The sequence below is a fragment of the Runella salmonicolor genome (assembly GCF_024158025.1).
GTDB classification, from domain to species: Bacteria; Bacteroidota; Bacteroidia; order Cytophagales; family Spirosomataceae; genus Runella; species Runella salmonicolor.
On sequence record NZ_JAMZEL010000025.1, the window covers coordinates 1 to 15,366 of the forward strand.

13 protein-coding genes are annotated in these 15,366 nt (G+C 45.9%); 5 read left to right on the forward strand and 8 right to left on the reverse strand.

Annotated features, from left to right (window positions below):
• Positions 1-464: 464 nt before the first annotated feature.
• The 4 genes from NCI00_RS28625 to NCI00_RS28640 all read right to left on the reverse strand — a co-directional run bounded on the left by NCI00_RS28625 (position 465) and on the right by NCI00_RS28640 (position 3,436).
• Positions 465-1,067 carry a hypothetical protein gene (locus NCI00_RS28625; RefSeq protein WP_162794133.1) on the reverse strand — a complete coding sequence of 201 codons (603 nt, stop codon included), beginning with the start codon at positions 1,065-1,067 and terminating at the stop codon, positions 465-467.
• Positions 1,068-1,396: 329 nt separating this feature from the next.
• Positions 1,397-1,927: a DinB family protein gene (locus tag NCI00_RS28630; RefSeq protein ID WP_253533308.1), complete on the reverse strand. Its 531-nt coding sequence runs from the start codon at positions 1,925-1,927 to the stop codon at positions 1,397-1,399.
• A gap of 5 nt (positions 1,928-1,932) precedes the next feature.
• Positions 1,933-2,841: an alpha/beta hydrolase family protein gene (locus NCI00_RS28635; RefSeq protein ID WP_253533309.1), complete on the reverse strand. Its 909-nt coding sequence runs from the start codon at positions 2,839-2,841 to the stop codon at positions 1,933-1,935.
• Positions 2,842-2,845: 4 nt separating this feature from the next.
• Entirely contained in the window at positions 2,846-3,436 is a 591-nt protein-coding gene (locus tag NCI00_RS28640; RefSeq protein WP_253533310.1) for a TetR/AcrR family transcriptional regulator, read from the reverse strand.
• A 160-nt stretch (positions 3,437-3,596) separates the two neighbouring features.
• On the opposite strand from NCI00_RS28640, the gene NCI00_RS28645 reads away from it, so the two are divergent.
• Positions 3,597-4,913 carry a metal-dependent hydrolase family protein gene (locus NCI00_RS28645; RefSeq protein ID WP_374758878.1) on the forward strand — a complete coding sequence of 439 codons (1,317 nt, stop codon included), beginning with the start codon at positions 3,597-3,599 and terminating at the stop codon, positions 4,911-4,913.
• A 189-nt stretch (positions 4,914-5,102) separates the two neighbouring features.
• A complete protein-coding gene (locus tag NCI00_RS28650) occupies positions 5,103-6,389 on the forward strand; it encodes a citrate synthase (protein ID WP_166561500.1) in 1,287 nt (428 codons plus the stop codon).
• An 84-nt stretch (positions 6,390-6,473) separates the two neighbouring features.
• Here NCI00_RS28650 and NCI00_RS28655 read toward each other — a convergent pair whose 3' ends face one another.
• Positions 6,474-7,817: an amidohydrolase gene (locus NCI00_RS28655; RefSeq protein ID WP_166561501.1), complete on the reverse strand. Its 1,344-nt coding sequence runs from the start codon at positions 7,815-7,817 to the stop codon at positions 6,474-6,476.
• A gap of 93 nt (positions 7,818-7,910) precedes the next feature.
• Between NCI00_RS28655 and hisB the strand changes: the two genes are divergently transcribed.
• Both hisB and NCI00_RS28665 read left to right on the forward strand, forming a co-directional pair.
• Complete coding sequence (gene hisB, locus NCI00_RS28660) at positions 7,911-9,032, forward strand: bifunctional histidinol-phosphatase/imidazoleglycerol-phosphate dehydratase HisB (RefSeq protein WP_253533311.1); 1,122 nt, start codon at positions 7,911-7,913, stop codon at positions 9,030-9,032.
• 342 nt (positions 9,033-9,374) lie between these two features.
• The gene (locus NCI00_RS28665) at positions 9,375-9,755 is read left to right on the forward strand and encodes a DUF3127 domain-containing protein (RefSeq protein ID WP_253533312.1); all 381 of its coding nucleotides are present in this window, start codon (positions 9,375-9,377) and stop codon (positions 9,753-9,755) included.
• Between the two features lie 87 nt (positions 9,756-9,842).
• On the opposite strand, the gene treF is transcribed toward NCI00_RS28665, so the two are convergent.
• Together treF and NCI00_RS28675 are read right to left on the reverse strand one after the other, a co-directional pair.
• Positions 9,843-11,360, reverse strand: coding sequence for an alpha,alpha-trehalase TreF (gene treF / locus NCI00_RS28670; RefSeq protein WP_253533313.1), 1,518 nt, complete (start codon positions 11,358-11,360; stop codon positions 9,843-9,845).
• A 39-nt stretch (positions 11,361-11,399) separates the two neighbouring features.
• Positions 11,400-12,656, reverse strand: coding sequence for an MFS transporter (locus tag NCI00_RS28675; RefSeq protein ID WP_253533314.1), 1,257 nt, complete (start codon positions 12,654-12,656; stop codon positions 11,400-11,402).
• A 255-nt stretch (positions 12,657-12,911) separates the two neighbouring features.
• On the opposite strand from NCI00_RS28675, the gene NCI00_RS28680 reads away from it, so the two are divergent.
• Positions 12,912-13,763, forward strand: a complete 852-nt coding sequence (locus NCI00_RS28680; protein ID WP_253533315.1) for a helix-turn-helix domain-containing protein — start codon at positions 12,912-12,914, stop codon at positions 13,761-13,763.
• Between the two features lie 22 nt (positions 13,764-13,785).
• Here the strand turns inward: NCI00_RS28680 and guaB are convergent, their stop codons facing one another.
• Complete coding sequence (guaB, locus tag NCI00_RS28685; protein WP_114069659.1) at positions 13,786-15,258, reverse strand: IMP dehydrogenase; 1,473 nt, start codon at positions 15,256-15,258, stop codon at positions 13,786-13,788.
• Positions 15,259-15,366 lie beyond the last annotated feature (108 nt).

Here is a 15,366-nt window from a genome sequence, read left to right on the forward strand (position 1 = left end):
TGAAAAATTTGTAAATGTTGTATTATTCTGTGGTAAGTTAATCAAAAGTTAAAAACCCCAGCAATAGTTAGCTGGGGTTTTTAAAGAAAAACAAAGTCCCAAGTAATTTCCAAGGAAAGCCTAAATTTAAAGGTTTGATGCCATTGTTGATGTTATGACCATAGCCTGACGGCTAAAAAGAGAATGTACAACAGTGTAAATCTAGCTAACGACCTCAAAACTATCAAATCTATTTTGCTAGGCATTGAGGTTTCACCTTTTTCAACTACGATTTTTAAGGCCTTTCTGATATTCCACTTCGCAAAGGCGGCCCGTCGAGTTGAGCAATTTTTAACGAAAATTAAGCTACTTTTTTGTCTTTAACAACAAAAAAACCCGTCAGATATTCTGACGGGCTCTCGCAAAATCGAATTGTCAAGATGGAGTGGTTATAGTAATTTGTTGATGAATGAAGACATTATGAATTATTTCACATTAACGAATTGCTTGAAAGATTTATCGGCTACTACAAATTCAAAAGAGTACTCGCCGCTTGGCAAATGTCCCAAATTGAACCGTGATGCGGTAGATAAATAACCTTTGTAAACAACTTCTCCCGCACGGTCAGCAATGATTACTTCCATGTCGGCTACGTTCTTCACCACGGTTGATACTTCAAAACGGTTGATTGCAATCATTTCAACTTTAGGAGCCAACGACTCTTTGTAGCTGTTTTCGTTGATTTCAATGTTACCGTTTGAGATCGAAAGTTGCTGAGAAGACCAGAAATTGTTGTTAAAGCAATTCAAGGTATACTCACCGCTTGGCAAAGCGTTCAGGTTAAACTGAGTCGCTACGTTTTCGCCGCCTTTAATCTCACCTTCGTATATCAGTACTCCTTCTTTGTCTCTTAACTCTACATCCAAAATTCCAACGTTTGGTTGGTTGACGCGAACTTCTACTTTCTTAGCGTCGCGTTTTACGATTTTCACGTCTTTTGTGAAAAGGTGACTCTCGGCCATTGCGTTTCCTGTGCTTACAAAAAACATGGCGGCAAATATTGACAGAAGCATTGTGTTCTTTTTCATTGTTTTATTGTTTTTGTACCATCTTGTCTCACCAGCTGTGATGACTTCGTTTTGACAATGCAAAGGTGTGAGGTTTTAAATTACAAAAAAATAGGGCAAAAACCCCCTCTTGTTAAATTCATATACCCAATTTCAACCTTTTCTCAGAATAGTACAAATCTTAAAATAATACAACCAGAAAATTCAAACCTCGCTGTGTTCCGTCCAATTATTTTTTTTACAAAAATGAAAAGTTCTTTAAATAGTACAACGAAAATAGAAAAAGTACAACTATTTAAAGTCCTGTTCACTAACCAAAATGTGCAAAAACGTCATTTTGACAATTAATATTAAGGCGCCAAGTTCACCCTGCTCACCATAATTTGGTGATGGTGACGGATATGATAGGCCGTAAAAAGGAGCATCTCCCGCACCGTAAGCGGTCCCATCAGAGGGTGCGGAATCACGTGTTCATCCAATTCTTGCTCTTCCCACTCAGAAAGGTGTGCAATGAGGGAAAGATAGTCCTGCTTAAATTCACTCGCCAGCGCCACGGCGTCGGGCGTGGGAGTCAGGGGCGCAAACGCCCCTGCGGCTCCTTGGCGGCCGTTCAATGCCGCATGATAAGCCCCGACAACCTCCTCGTAGGAGCGTGAAGAATGAGCGGCAGGTCCCCATTTTTCCAGAAGATAGGTTTTGGGACGACTAAAAAGGCGATTCAGTGGCTGAACCGATTGCGATAAATGCTGCACATTCTCGGCCGCCGACCAGACATTTTCGGCAGGCTTAAAATAAAAAGCCTCCGCAGGGCGGGCATAGGCAAAAGCGACAACTTCGTTTACGCCTTCGTTCAGGAAATCAATCAAGGTTGTTTTGTTCATGGCCGTTAAAGAGTAGTTTTTTTGAATGCGGGATTGTTATAGGTAAGGGTCGTGGAGACCATCGCTTCCAAATCTGCCACGACTTTGGTCCAAAATTGGGTTTTTAGTTTTCGAGAAAACAACCCGAAATGCCCAATTTGCTTCAACCCAAAATCGGCGGGACGAATGGCTTCGGTCATGATGTCGGCTTTTCGAAAATGGCGAAGCAGGGCAGGCACCGTTACGGCGTTTGCAATCGGGTCGTCGGTGGTCCAGTAGGCCTTGATGGGTAAAGCAAGTTTGTCGTAAGCATGATAAGGAATGCTTTTGTCCAGAAAATCAAACAGATAGTTTTCGGAATTGCACCATTCACGCCATTCCAACATCAACGCTCCCGGCAAATCTTCCATAATTTTCATTTTTTTGACTGGGACATACCCCAGAAAAGGAACCGTCAACGCGGGCAAAATATTAAAAAAGAAATACGACTTGAGGCGATACGGAAAAGTATGACGCCACCAAGTGCCCGTCGAAGCCGTAATCATCACCATTCCTTTCAGAACGTGGTGGTTGGGCATCAGGCCCACAAGCTGCCCCCCAATGCTATGGCCTACCATCAACTTGGGCCAGTCGGGATACCTTGACTCCAGAAAATCAAGCACGGCCCGCATATCAATCGCCCAGTCTTGCATGGTAATGGCGGCAAAATCTTCTTTATCAGGCGGCCGCGACTCTCCCATGCCACGGTATTCCCAGAGGCAAACGATGAAGCCGTTTTCGGCCAAGTACCGCGCAAAATTTGTGTAAAATCCTTTGCGCATCCCCGTTCCGATGTTAAACTGCACCACGGCTTTGGGCGCGCCGTGGTATTCATACAAGAGGCCCGCCAGTTCAAATCCATCGGGCGTAGGGATGTTTATTTTGAGCTCTTTCATTCGTTTATTGTTTTTCAGTAACGTTATTGCTTTCTGCCGCATCAAAACGAGCCATGGCGCGCTCCAGCACATCTTGTAAATAATGAGAGCTGTCGGTCAGCTTCACCATCACCCAAGCACCTTCGTATTCGACCATGGCCTGTTCGGCCATTTGTCGCGCTTTTTTGGCGTCATATTTATAAGAATACACGTGCGCGAGCGCATCTAAGTATTCATCAAAAAAAGTACGCATGGCGGGTCGGAATTCATCCGTAACGAGTGCCGTTTCGATGGCCATGTTTCCCATCAAGCACCCCCCTTCTGTGCTTGATACTACGCGGATTTGCTTGGCAAGCATTTTTTCGAGGCGCTCACGCGGCAAAAGCGTTTCATCGTAAGCAATCACAAAGATTTTTGCTTTAAAATAAGAATGAACGGCCCCGAGCACTTCTTTCATCAAGGCTTCTTTTCCGCTGAAATAGTGGTAAAAACTTCCTTTCAACAAACCGCATGCTTCCGCCAAATCGGCCATGCTGGTGCGGTGATAGCCCCTTTTTTTAAACAGCAAAAGCGCTTGGTTTACGACTTCTTCTTTGGTTACTTTTTGAATCGGCATCGTAAGGTGTATTCAGTTTCGAAATACAAAGTTGGAGATAATTTTAATTTTACCAAACAAACGTTTGGTAAAATATTTTCTTCAAACTTTCTTCTTCCATTTCGGTTCAGGATAACGAGTCCTTAAGTACCTTTGCTTACTTAACCCCCTCTTTACGCACTTGAAACAATTACTCGCATTTATTGGATTTTTATTCTTCATTCAGGGGAATGGTTTCACCCAAAAGTTGTATCTGTTAAAACCCGACCGTGTTTTTGACGGAACAGCCATCCACGAAGGTTGGAGCGTACTGGTGCAAGGCGAAAAAATCATCGCCGTGGGCGAACCCAAAAACGTAGAAGAGGCCGCCCAAAAGTTACAAACGTCGGGCAAACCTGCCCCCCAAATCATTGATTTGAAAGGATGTACCTTACTGCCGGGCTTTATTGAAGGACATTCACATTTATTTTTACATCCTTATAACGAAACCACTTGGGACGACCAAGTGCTGAAAGAGGCGCGTTCGTTGCGCACCGTGCGGGCTACCCTTCACGCCAAGCAAACGTTAATGGCAGGTTTTACCACCGTTCGAGATTTGGGCACGGAAGGTGCCGAATTTGACGATGTGGGACTCAAACAGGCTATCAATCAGGGAATCATCCCCGGTCCACGCATGGTTATTGCCACCAAAGCGCTCATTGCTACGGGCAGCTACGCCCCAAAAGGGTTCAGTCCCGACATTGAAGTACCCCAAGGTGCCGAAGAAGCCGACGGCCACGACCGCCTCATCCAAGCCGTGCGTCGGCAAATCGGGAAAGGTGCCGATGTGGTCAAAATTTACGCTGATTATCGTTGGGGTTTAATGGGCGACGCCCGCCCTACTTTTTTGGTAGACGAAATAAAACTTATTGTCGAAACCGCCCGCAGCAGCGGCCGTCCCACCATCGCCCATGCGGGCAGTGCGGAAGGAATGCGGAGGGCTATTTTGGGCGGCTGCGAAACCCTCGAACACGGCGACGCAGGCACACCTGAAATTTTTTCGCTCATGCACGAGAAAGGCGTGGCTTTGTGCCCTACCTTAGCGGCAGGCGATGCCGTCAGCCAATACCGAGGCTGGAAAAAAGGCGTTGAACCAGAGCCTGAACGCATTAAAAACAAGCGGATTACCTTTAAGCAGGCACTTGACGCGGGCGTAACGATTTGTTTCGGCGGCGATGTTGGGGTGTTTTCTCACGGCGACAACGCCCGCGAAATGGAAATGATGGTCGACTATGGCATGAAGCCCCTTGACGTACTGCGCTCGGCCACGTCCGTCAATGCAAACGTATTTCATTTGAGCCAATTAGGAAACGTCAAAACCAACTTTTGGGCCGATTTAGTCGCGGTAGAAGGCCGTCCAGAAGAGCGCATCAGCGACGTTAGGAAGATAAAATTTGTGATGAAAAATGGAGAGATTTTTCGCAATGAACCCAGTCTTAGCCCGAAGTCTGCTAAATAATAGTGGCCCAAAATGGGTTAAAAAACCTTTAAGTAAATCTTTTGTTTTCGAGCTATTTAGCCCTCGTCTATTTCTTTTTAACAAGAAATTTTGAAATAATTACCCTATAAAGTTTCATAGAAAAAAGTTTTTTATGAAAATTGTACCTTTATCCCAAATCCATCGAATATTTTAACCTACCACCACTGTATGTCAGATAAAGCCCAACTCATAGTAGACGGAAAAACGTACGAATTTCCGACCACCCAAGGAACTGAGCAAGAAAAAGCAATTGATATTAATTCATTAAGGGATTCAACGGGCTATATTACCATTGATAGTGGATACAAAAACACCGGAGCCACCAAAAGTGCCATCACTTTTTTGGACGGTGAAGAAGGCATTTTGCGCTATCGTGGCTATTCCATTGAAGAATTGGCCGAAAAAGCTACTTTTTTAGAAGTGGCCTATTTGTTGATTTACGGTGAATTGCCGACCCAATCTCAATACGAAAACTTTGAGCACGAAATCCGGACGCATACGCTGGTCAATGAAGACATGCGCAAGATTTTTGAAGGCTTTCCCGTCAATGCGCACCCAATGGGCGTTTTGTCTTCGTTGGTAAGTGCCATGAGCGCCTTTTATCCTGATTCTTATGACGATAAGGCCCCCGACAGCACCGAAACGCACATCATTCGATTGATGGCAAAATTGCCAACGATTGCTACTTGGTCGTTCAAAAAATCACAAGGTCATCCCGTCAATTACCCTAAAAACGACTTGGATTACTGCTCAAACTTCCTTCACATGATGTTTGCGTTGCCAGTTGAAGAATACAAAGTAGACCCAGTGGTTTCTAAGGCGTTAAATAAATTGTTGATTCTTCACGCTGACCACGAACAAAACTGCTCGACCTCGACCGTCCGTTTGGTAGGCTCGTCAAAAGCCAACATTTATTCTTCCATTTCGGCGGGTATCTGTGCGCTATGGGGACCACTCCACGGCGGCGCCAACCAAGAAGTAATCGAAATGCTGGAAGACATCAAAGCCGACGGTGGCGATGTAGCCAAATACGTAGACATGGCCAAAAATGCCAAAACGAGCGGTTTCCGTTTGTTTGGTTTTGGTCACCGTGTTTATAAGAACTTTGACCCACGGGCCAAAATCATCAAAAAAGCAGCCGACGATGTATTGGCAAAATTAGGCGTTAATGACCCTGTTTTGGAAATTGCCAAAGGATTAGAGGAAGCCGCATTGCACGACGAGTACTTCGTAAGCCGTCGTTTGTATCCAAACGTTGACTTTTATTCAGGTATCATTTACCGGGCTCTCGGTATTCCTACCAATATGTTCACGGTAATGTTTGCCTTAGGTCGTCTGCCGGGCTGGATTGCGCAGTGGAAAGAAATGCGCGAAAACAAAGAACCTATCGGTCGCCCGCGTCAGATTTACACTGGAGCAACATTGCGGTCTTTTGTTCCGATGAATGAAAGATAAATCATAAACAAGTGTAAACAGCAAGAGCGTCGAGGAAACCCGACGCTCTTGCTGTGTTAATAAGACCAATAAAACTACTAGCAGCTATTTGCTTACTTTCTTCGACTTAGCGCTTGTGGGTGTGGGTTTTGAGTTCATTTCCATGTAATCCACCACCAAATGACTCAGGGCTTTCACGCCTAAGGTAAAGCCACTTTCATCAATATAAAAATCAGGGGTGTGGTGAGGGGCTACGTCGTAAGGGCTTTTGCCTTTGGCCATACCACCCAGAAAGAAGAAGAAGCCCGGGATTTTCTTTTGGAAATAACTAAAATCCTCCGCTCCTGTTGCCACGGGAGAGATTATCACATTTTCCTTCCCCGCCAATGCTTCCAAGGTCGGAATCATCTTGTCGGTCAGCGCTGGGTCATTGACCGTGGCGGGATAACCGATGCCGATTTCTACGTCTGCTTTAGCGCCCGCGCTTTCCGCAATGTGCGTAGAAACTTCTTTAATACGACGATGAACCAACGCCTGTTGGGCATCCCCGAATGTCCGAATCGTGCCAATCATTTCCAGAGATTCAGGAATAATGTTGTAGCGAATTCCGCCGTGAATGGCTCCCACAGTGACCACGGCAGGGTTTTCGGTAATATCCACATTCCGACTTACGATGGTCTGCAATCCCATCACAATCTGAGAAGCCGTCACGATGGGGTCAACGCCCGACCACGGCGAGGCTCCGTGCGTTTGTTTCCCTTTGAGTTTAATTGTCAACTGGTCAACGGCGGCCATCGTGGCACCCGGGCGGTAGCGAATTTTACCTACTTCCGTTTGAGAATTGATATGCAACCCAAAAATAGCGTCCACTTTAGGGTTTTCCAGCGCTCCTTCTTCAATCATTCGGTTGGCACCAAAGGTTCCGCCCGTGTAAACGCCTTCTTCCGCAGGTTGAAAAATAAGTTTAACCGTACCTGCCAAATCCTTTTGCATTGACGCAAACACTTCTGCTACTCCCATCAAAATCGCGACGTGGCTATCGTGGCCGCACGCGTGCATCACGCCCGTTTTTTGGTTGTTAAATTCAGTCATCACCTTCGATTTAAACGGCACATCTACCCTTTCGGTCACGGGCAGGCCATCCATATCGGCCCTTAAAGCCACTACTGGGCCAGGCTTACCTCCTTTGAGAACCGCCACAACGCCCGTTACCGCCACTTTTTCACGGACTTCGTAGCCCAATTTACGCAGATGTTCCGCCACAATATTGGCCGTTCTGAACTCTTGATTCCCCAATTCGGGGTGCTCGTGCAAATCGCGACGCCACGCAATGACTTTACTTTCGATGGCATCGGCCGATTGATTAATAACGGGTTTGAGGCCGCTTTGGGCAAAGCCTGTCGAAAGGCTCAATCCCGCCACAAGGCTATACAGGATAGGTCTGTTCATGAAGTGATTAGTTGAGGTTAACAAAATTTTTAGGCAATTTATAAAAATTCGGGATGGGATGTTCGATATTCGCGGTTTAAACCATTGAGAGTAATGCAAAAACTTCTTTTTATAGACCGCGACGGAACCATCATTGTGGAACCTCCCGTCGATTTCCAAGTTGATTCATTAGAAAAACTGGCGTTTTTACCCAAAGCGATTTCTAATCTACGGCGTTTGGCCGAGGAGACCGACTTCGGTTTTGTCATGGTCACCAATCAGGATGGCTTAGGAACAGATTCTTTTCCAGAAGATACTTTTTGGCCCGCCCAAAATAAAATGCTCCAAACGCTGAAGGGCGAAGGAGTTACGTTTCAAAAAATCCACATTGACCGCAGTTTTCCGCACGAAAATGCCCCGACGCGCAAACCCGGCACGGCGCTCTTGACCGAGTATTTCAGTGAAGCATACGATTTGGCCAACAGCTACGTCATCGGCGACCGCCTGACGGATGTACAGTTAGCCGTTAATTTGGGCGCAAAAGCGATTTTTCTGGCCGCCGAATGGCCCAAAGATTTGCCCAAAGAACTGAATGACGCCATTACGCTCGTCAGCACCGATTGGGATAAAATCTACGAACACCTACGCCTGCCCGCCCGCGTAGCTTCGGTAGAGCGCAACACCCGCGAAACCCAAATCAAAATTGAACTAAACCTCGACGGCAACGGTCATTCAGCCATCCACACGGGTATCGGTTTTTTTGATCACATGCTCGACCAGCTCGCCAAACACTCGGGCGCAGATTTAAAAATAACGGTGGAAGGTGACCTCCACATCGACGAGCACCACACCATCGAAGATACCGCACTTGCCCTTGGTGACGCCTACCGCAAGGCCATCGGCGACAAACGGGGCATCAGTCGATACGGCTTTTTGTTGCCAATGGACGAAGCATTGGCGCAAGTGGCCATTGATTTTTCTGGACGCCCCTGGCTGGTATGGGAGGCCGAATTTAAACGGGAAAAAATCGGAGAAATGCCTACAGAGATGTTTTATCACTTCTTCAAGTCTTTTTCCGACACGGCCTTGTGCAATCTCAACATTCAATGCAGCGGCTCCAACGAGCACCATAAAATCGAGGCCATCTTTAAAGGCTGGGCTAAAGCCATCAAAATGGCGGTAAAACGTGACTTAAAAGCGCTGGATGTATTGCCCTCCACCAAAGGTGTTTTATAATTCATAAAAAAAACGCATTATGTTTGGGGCGAAAGCCCTTACATTCTTACTTTTGTAGGGAATACAAAAAAGGTTTCACTAAATTAAATTCAACATAATGGACTTAAGAACGATTGGTACAATTATATTTTACGTTGTGTTGCTTGGAATCGCGTTTTGGGTGGGAAGTCTTTTGGAAGGCCAAGAGCGCAACTACAAGAAATTCTTCAAAGACTAGGTACATTCGTACAAAGCTGAAAATGCTCATTGTACGTTGAAAAGAGCGAGCGATTGGAAACATCCAATGGCTCGCATTTTTTTATAAGCAACTTTAAATCGCATCGGCGTTCCGATATACTAATCATGGACATTAAAGGAAGAGTCATTCAGCTATTGGCCTTACAAACGGGTGAAGGCAAAAACGGCACGTGGAAAAAGCAGGATTTTGTGATTGAAACCGACGGACAATATCCCAAAAAGATATGTATTTCGGCTTGGGGCGACAAAATCAATGAAAGTGCCTTGCAGGTGGGCAACGAAGTAAACGTTTCGTTTGACGTGGAAAGCCGCGAATACAACGGACGTTGGTACACTGACGTAAAAGCGTGGAAAATTGATGCACTCGGTGCGGGTGGTTATGAGTCGGCTCCGGTTGCTTCTGGTACTGGTAGCACTTCTGCCCGACCTACCACAGAACTCCCTTCTACGTTCCAAAGCGGTGACGAAGACAATTTGCCGTTCTAATCAACGGTACAAAGCCTTGGCAAGTTTGTCTTTTAAATTTGCCAAGGCAACAAAATCAGCGAAAAAATCTTCTCCGTTGATTCGTCATCACTCCTTCATTTTTAAATACACGCCGTTGGTCCAACCAAAACCATCTTGGTTGGGGTACTCGCCGTCCTGGGCAGAAATATCATCGGTCAGCACGTTGTATTTTTCCATCATTTTGCCCGTTTTGGCATAATAAGTCTCATTGTTGTTCATCCAGTTGTTTTTGACTTTGTTGGCCAAAGCATCAAGGTGATAATTTCTAAGTCCCTGATAAGCAATCCATTGTAGCGGTGCCCAGCCGTTGGGCGCGTCCCACTGCTCGTGCGTAAATTGGAGCGTGGTCAGTAAACCGTTTTTCTGCAAAAATTTTTCTTCCAATACCTGTGCCACCCGTTTTGCCTGTACGGAGCTGGAGAGGGAGAAAAACAAAGGGAAGGCGGCCGCCAGAGTATAGTTATCTTTTTGTCGGTTTAGTTTCCAATCATAATCGAAGTAAAACCCCGCCGCTTCGTTCCAGCAAAAAGCTTGAATGGCCGTGTGTCGCTGCGCTGCTTTTTCTTTATATCTGTCGGCTAAAAGCACATTTCCCCCTAATTCATAGGCGCGTTGTAATCTTTTTTCAAGAAACCACAGCAGGCAATTCAAATCAACCGGAATCAGGTCAGTGGTATGGATAGTTTGCATGGTTTGGCTATCCTTAAACCATCGGCTGCTAAAATCCCAACCCGACTCGGCAGCAGCCCGGAGGTGTCGGTATACTTCTTCGGGCGATTGGTCATGCACCTGCGCGGCCAATGCCACGTCTTCTTTGTAGGCTTCGGGCCGGGGCAACGAAACATCGTCCCAATACCGATTCAAAATGCTGCCGTCCGGCAGCCTCACCACGCGATTTTTTACCGTTAGTTCAGGCGATAATTGTTCGCAGTCACGCATCCAAAACGCGTATTCTTTTTCCAATTGGGGCAAATAATGTTGCCAAATTTGTTCTCCTTTGCTTTCGGCCAACAGATTGACCATCAAGGCAAAAAAGGGCGGTTGCGACCGACCCAAATAATAGGTGCGGTTCCCGTTGGGAATAAACCCTATCGTATCAATCAAATGCGCAAAGTTGTTGACCATACTTTCGACCAATGCATCCCGCCCCGAAACCTGCAAACCCAACATCGTGAAATACGAATCCCAGTAATAAATTTCCCGAAAACGCCCCCCCGGCACCACGTAGCTAAACGGAAGCGGAATGAGCGAGCCTTGCGCTTCGGTGGTAGACGGCTGACGGGTCAACACCTCCCACAAATCATCCAAATGCTGTTGAATAGGTTTAGTAAAGTCACTTTGATATTCGGTGACTTGTTCGGTAGGAAGGATAAAATATTGTTCAATGAAGGCTTTTAAATCAAAGTCATCTTCATTTTTTCGCCGATGATAACGATCCAAAATCTGAGCCAACGGCTCTTTGGCAATGGCGTCCGAGAACGTCTTGGAGTCGGGAAATAAAGAACTGCGCTGCACCGCATCAAACAACGTCTGAAAGTTTTCCGCAAGGTCACGGTCTGCCATTTGAGTTTCGGGTAAAGTCATTCTTATTCAACGGTTTTAACAAATACAATCCATGTTTGCTCAATGCCCACCCACTGAGGTGATTTCGACCGTTGCGTTTTTTCCCTGCAAACGGCTGAATAAAATCAATGCTAGAATCAACAATCCGATAGGAATCAGTGAAAAGTAAAAGGCCGTTTGCCCGCCGTAATGTTCAAATACATAGCCCGTAATCAGCGAACCCGTGGTTCCTCCCAATGCCGAAAATATCACAATCAAACCCGACATCAGCCCGTGTTTCTTTACAGGCAAAGAACTCAATATCAAAGAATTGATGGCTGGGTAAATAGGTGCTAAGAACAACCCTATCATGGGAAAAATAAAGGCTGCCAAAGGCGCATTCCCCCATCCAGTTACCCCACTCGTTGCGGCATTTTGGGCCAAAGGCAGTGCGACCAACACCAAAGCCGCCGAAACGGCAAGACACCCTGTTAAAACAAATAGCCAATTGAGTTTTTTTAATAACACTCCCGCCAAAAATCGCCCCAAGGCCGTGGCAATAGCCAACAGACTTGCCATTTGAATACTCAGCGCATTGGGCAAATGAAGCACTTTGCTGTTGAACGTTGGCAACCAACTCATGATGCTCTGTTCAATCAAAACATACGTAAAAGCACAAATGACAAATACCAATACCAAAGGCAGAATCATCAGGCGAAACATCTCGGCAAAATCGTCGGTAAAAGGCTTGGCGGTATCTATTTTCAACGATGATTCATCCAGCGAAGTCGACAACAACAAAACAAAAGCAACCAAGGCAATTCCTCCTAAGAGGTAATATACTTTCAGCCATGCGGTTGGGGTAGAATCGTCAATAAACCCACTGAATAAGAAATATCCAGCCAAAATCCCCACCATAAAGAACGATTCAATGAAATTCATCAGGCTGATATGCTCTTTTTTGTCGGCCGTAACCAATCCGATGGTGCCGTATACCGAAACCTTAATGAGCGCAAAGCCTGCTCCCGCAACCGCAAAAACCACTTTGGTCATGCCAAAAGAATGAATGGATGGCATCAGCAAACAAATAAGCGCATTGAACCCCAAGGCCACAAGCATGGCGTTTTTATATCCCAATCGGTTGATGTAAGAAGCAATTAAAAATGATACCCCCGCAATGCTTAAATCCTTAAACGCCTCCAGAATTGAAGCTGAGGTTTCGGAGACGTTGTAGGTACTCTGGACTTGTAAAATGACGGTGCCGACACTATTGAGCAGAATGGCAAAAACAAAATAATTCAGAAATATCGAAAGCTTTACTTTCCAATACGATTGCATAGGGTTTAGGTTAAAAAGATGGAAGTGGAAATTGGGAATCTAGATACGAAACGGGTTGTCGGAGGCTTATTAAAAAAAGAAGCGGGACAAAGCCCGCTCTTCAATCATCATAGGGAAGCGAGATAAAGCCAAGACAATTTTTTCATGACAAAGTTCTACTTTTATCTCAAAAAAAAATAGGCTTCTATTGCGCACTTTTTATCCTACATTAAGATTTTTTACCCTATTTTTGGCACAAATAGCTTAACACAGGCGATGAAAACCGAATTTGAAGTCATTCGTCCCGACGAAGGGAGCTCGTTTCGCATCCTCCACAACGTTGTTTTGCCAGAGCTTTTCCGGTGGCAATTTCATTATCACCCCGAATACGAAATAGTCTGTGTATTCAACGGCTCTGGCCGCCGACACGTAGGAATGCATTTGAGCCACTATGAAGACGGAGATTTGGTATTTATCGGCCCCAACGTCCCACATTCGGGCTTTGGTCAGGAAGCCGTAGGGCCGCACGAAGAAATCGTGGTGCAATTGAAAGAAAATTTATTGGGCGAACATTTTTTGGAAATGCCCGAAATGAAAGCCGTAAAACGGCTTTTTGAGCGTTCTCATTTTGGAGTGTGCTTTCACGGAGATACCAAAGTTTACGTCAAACAACGGCTCAAAAAACTACTTGGCCTCCCTCCTTTTGAACGGTTGATGGAGTTGGTCAATATTCTTCAAATATTGGCCACAACTTCCGAGTCTTCCCTGTTAAATACCGAAGGAATCAAACTTGAAGTGAGTCCTAAAGATGAGCTTCGTCTGAATAAAATCTTAAAATACGTTGAAGAAAACTATCAAAAACCCATTGATATTCAAGAAATTGCCTCTATTACCCATTTAACCGTACCTTCTTTTTGTCATTATTTCAAAAAGATGATGAACATAACTTTTACCGACTTCGTAAACCGCTACCGTGTCAATCAAGCGTGTCGGCTACTTTCGACTGGCAAAAGCATTACGGATATAGGCTACGAAAGTGGTTTTGGAAACGTGGCCTACTTTAATCGTGTTTTTAAGGCTCATAAACAGCAAAGCCCTTCGGAATACCGAAAGGCTTTGCAGAAATAATGGTTTTGAAAAATTACGCCCCCTACTTGGTGGTATAGTTGGGCGCTTCTTTCGCAATTTGAATATCGTGGGGGTGGCTTTCGCGCATACCTGCCGCGCTGATTCTGACAAATTGGGCTTGCTTGAGCGCATCAATGTCGGGGGCGCCGCAATATCCCATTCCCGCTTTCAGTCCTCCTACCAATTGGTAGACAATGTCTGACACTTTGCCTTTGAAAGGTACCCGACCCACAATTCCTTCGGGCACCAGCTTTTTGATGTCATCTTCCGCATCTTGGAAATAACGGTCTTTAGACCCATCTTCCATGGCTTCTACCGAGCCCATGCCTCGGTAGGATTTAAAGCGGCGTCCTTCGTATAAGATTTCTTCACCGGGTGCTTCGTCCGTACCAGCGAGTAGCGAGCCAATCATCACGGTGCTTGCACCGCCAGCAATGGCTTTGACTACGTCGCCCGAATACCGAATACCGCCATCGGCAATGACCGGAACGCCCGTACCTTCAATCGCTTTCGCGGCCTCATAAACGGCCGAAAGCTGCGGCATCCCGATTCCCGCAATGATCCGAGTTGTACAAATACTGCCCGGCCCTACGCCTACTTTGACGGCATCGGCACCCGCATCTACCAATGCTTTGGCCGCCGCACCCGTGGCGATATTTCCGACAATTACGTCAAGTTTAGGGAATTGCGCTTTTACACCTTTCAGCGCCTCAATCACCCCGAGCGAATGGCCGTGGGCGGTATCGATGCTTACTACATCAACGCCCGCTTTAAGCAGCGCTTCCACCCGACGAATCAGGTCAGCCGTGACGCCTACCGCCGCCCCTACGCGCAAACGCCCAAGGGCATCCTTGCAGGCATTGGGGTGGTCTTTGCGCTTGATAATGTCGCGGTACGTAACCAATCCTACCAGTTTATTGTCTTTGTCAACAATCGGTAATTTTTCAATTTTATATTCCTGAAGTGTGCTTTCGGCTTCTTCGAGGCTGATGCCCTCACGAGCAGTGATGAGGTTTTCCTTGGTCATTATTTGGGCAACCCCTTTTGCCATATCTTTCTGAAATCGTAAATCACGGTTGGTGACAATTCCGATGAGTTTACTGTTTTTGTCAACTACAGGAATACCGCCGATTTTAAATTCGGCCATGATGCGCATCGCATCTCTAAGGGTAGCATCTTCGTTGAGGGTAATTGGGTCAACAATCATTCCGCTTTCAGAACGTTTCACTTTACGAACCTGAGCGGCTTGATCTTCAACGCTCATGTTTTTGTGAATCATTCCGATTCCTCCCTCCTGCGCCATGGCAATGGCTAACTGAAATTCGGTGACGGTGTCCATCGCTGCTGAAATCAGCGGCACGTTAAGACGGATGTGACGGGTAAGTTGTGATTGCGTGTTGGTATCGCGCGGGAGTACTTCGGAGTAGGCAGGTACGAGGAGTACGTCGTCGTACGTTAGAGCTTCGTAAAGGAACTTAGTTGTGTCTGAGAGCATAGCAAATAAACGATTCGTTATTTGCCGCGTAAAATTATGAGAAATTTTCGGGAATGTAAAATTTGGATTGTTTTTAACAAAAAAATAAAATAGCGAATTAGGGATATA

Coding starts and splice junctions, on each gene's coding strand:
- NCI00_RS28625 (WP_162794133.1), bottom strand. CDS start 1,067: ATGAAAAAGAACACAATGCTTCTGTCAATATTTGCCGCCATGTTTTTT.
- NCI00_RS28630 (WP_253533308.1), bottom strand. CDS start 1,927: ATGAACAAAACAACCTTGATTGATTTCCTGAACGAAGGCGTAAACGAA.
- NCI00_RS28635 (WP_253533309.1), bottom strand. CDS start 2,841: ATGAAAGAGCTCAAAATAAACATCCCTACGCCCGATGGATTTGAACTG.
- NCI00_RS28640 (WP_253533310.1), bottom strand. CDS start 3,436: ATGCCGATTCAAAAAGTAACCAAAGAAGAAGTCGTAAACCAAGCGCTT.
- NCI00_RS28650 (WP_166561500.1), top strand. CDS start 5,103: ATGTCAGATAAAGCCCAACTCATAGTAGACGGAAAAACGTACGAATTT.
- NCI00_RS28655 (WP_166561501.1), bottom strand. CDS start 7,817: ATGAACAGACCTATCCTGTATAGCCTTGTGGCGGGATTGAGCCTTTCG.
- hisB (WP_253533311.1), top strand. CDS start 7,911: ATGCAAAAACTTCTTTTTATAGACCGCGACGGAACCATCATTGTGGAA.
- NCI00_RS28665 (WP_253533312.1), top strand. CDS start 9,375: ATGGACATTAAAGGAAGAGTCATTCAGCTATTGGCCTTACAAACGGGT.
- treF (WP_253533313.1), bottom strand. CDS start 11,360: ATGACTTTACCCGAAACTCAAATGGCAGACCGTGACCTTGCGGAAAAC.
- NCI00_RS28675 (WP_253533314.1), bottom strand. CDS start 12,656: ATGCAATCGTATTGGAAAGTAAAGCTTTCGATATTTCTGAATTATTTT.
- NCI00_RS28680 (WP_253533315.1), top strand. CDS start 12,912: ATGAAAACCGAATTTGAAGTCATTCGTCCCGACGAAGGGAGCTCGTTT.
- guaB (WP_114069659.1), bottom strand. CDS start 15,258: ATGCTCTCAGACACAACTAAGTTCCTTTACGAAGCTCTAACGTACGAC.